We start from the raw sequence: 1,493 nt of genomic DNA, 5'->3' as shown, positions 1-1,493 counted from the left end.
AATTTCGATTTCTTTTTGAGCAAACTTGGAATAGGAGTGAAGCTTAAACTAAAAAGTTCTAGCGATGGAAAACGCTGGTTTATAACGTGCCGCAGATTGTGATTGTGGCGTTCCTCATTCACTTGCGTTTTCAAATATAACTAAAATTTCAGTCAGCCGAGACATTTCTGACAAACCCAAGACCAGCCATAATCACAAACTGCTGTTAGCAAACGTTTTTATTCAACTGTCATAGGAATGTCAACATATATAAGCCTTGACGCTGAAGAATCTTTCACTGAATAATATTCCTTAATAAATCCTCTCAAATTCTTTTTCCCTTTATTTCTAAAAATTATCTCAACTGGAATAATATTATTTTCACCGTAAACAGTATCGATTTTAGTTTTTTCCAAATTACAGAAGTTTTCGTCAACATCAGTTCCTATGCAAAATATTAAATCCGGATTTAATGCGATTAATGGCTTGTGATATATATAAAATTTTGCAAGTTGATTTTTTTTAATTGACTTTGGGAGCTTTAAGTTGTAGTAATTACCAAACTCTTTTATTGTATCCTTTCCATTTTTAAAATACCATCCTTGATTTGTATACTGATTTCCGCAAATATTTACATATTCGACCACTTTATCCAAAACTCCATTTGTTTTAAAATATTTCCATTTTCCATGTTTCATATTTTGATAAAAAACACCTTCTGATTCTAAATTATTTTTATAATAGTTTTTACAAAACAAAGAGTCTTTTTTTAAAGGAAACTGAACCTGCGAGATAGTTTTGTCATTATTATAGTTTATTATGGAATCAATTAAAACTCCATTTTCGAAATGTTTAACAACCTTTAGATTTCCGTTTTCATAAAACTCTTTGTAAATTCCATCAAATTGTTTTTCATCATTCAACGTATATTCTTTTGTCAATTTTTGTTCAGCATCATATTCTTTAATTTCATTCTTGCAAGAAGTGAAAAAAAGTAATATTGTAAATAATATTGCGAAATACCTCATTGTATACAGGTTTCTAAAAATGTTTGCTAACGTTCCGCCGCTTGGTAGTCGTGGCGACTTTTTAAATTATTGTTGTAAATATAATCAAATTTTGAACTTAGTACTTTCCGGCTAAGAAATGCAAAACCAGCCATGCTACCAAACGGCTGTTAGCACTTCGGTTTTCCTACTAACTTGAGCACGCAAACCTTTTTTAGCGTCAAACTTTGAGCGTAAACTTTTCGGTGTTATTTTGCTTTTTTTATTCTACAAATAACTTTCTGTAAATGAAGATTATTATTCCAATAATTGTCACAGCAACAATGGCTAACAATCGATAATGCCTAGAATTTTGAAGAATATTATATCCATTACTATTTTCTAACTTTTTAAAATTCCGCAACTCTTTTATTGATAAGAACAATAAAATGCAAATTATTATTATCCAAAAAACGTCTTTCATAAATTGTTTTTGTTGTTCAGCACGGGAAAACTGAGTGCTAACGT

Annotated in this window: 2 protein-coding genes; both read right to left on the bottom strand. The window is 29.9% G+C overall.

The window, feature by feature from the left end; translation table 11 throughout:
- Nucleotides 1-218: 218 nt before the first annotated feature.
- A complete protein-coding gene (locus HA632_RS02955) occupies nucleotides 219-1,007 on the bottom strand; it encodes a toxin-antitoxin system YwqK family antitoxin (protein ID WP_176305733.1) in 789 nt (262 codons plus the stop codon).
- A 241-nt stretch (nucleotides 1,008-1,248) separates the two neighbouring features.
- On the bottom strand, nucleotides 1,249-1,493 hold a 245-nt coding region (locus tag HA632_RS13915), incomplete at its 5' end, for a hypothetical protein (protein ID WP_217902810.1).

Source organism: Flavobacterium sp. J49 (genome assembly GCF_011742145.1).
Taxonomy (GTDB): domain Bacteria; phylum Bacteroidota; class Bacteroidia; order Flavobacteriales; family Flavobacteriaceae; genus Flavobacterium.
This window is presented reverse-complemented; position numbering and strand designations above follow the sequence as displayed.

Coding starts and splice junctions, on each gene's coding strand:
- HA632_RS02955 (WP_176305733.1), bottom strand. CDS start 1,007: ATGAGGTATTTCGCAATATTATTTACAATATTACTTTTTTTCACTTCT.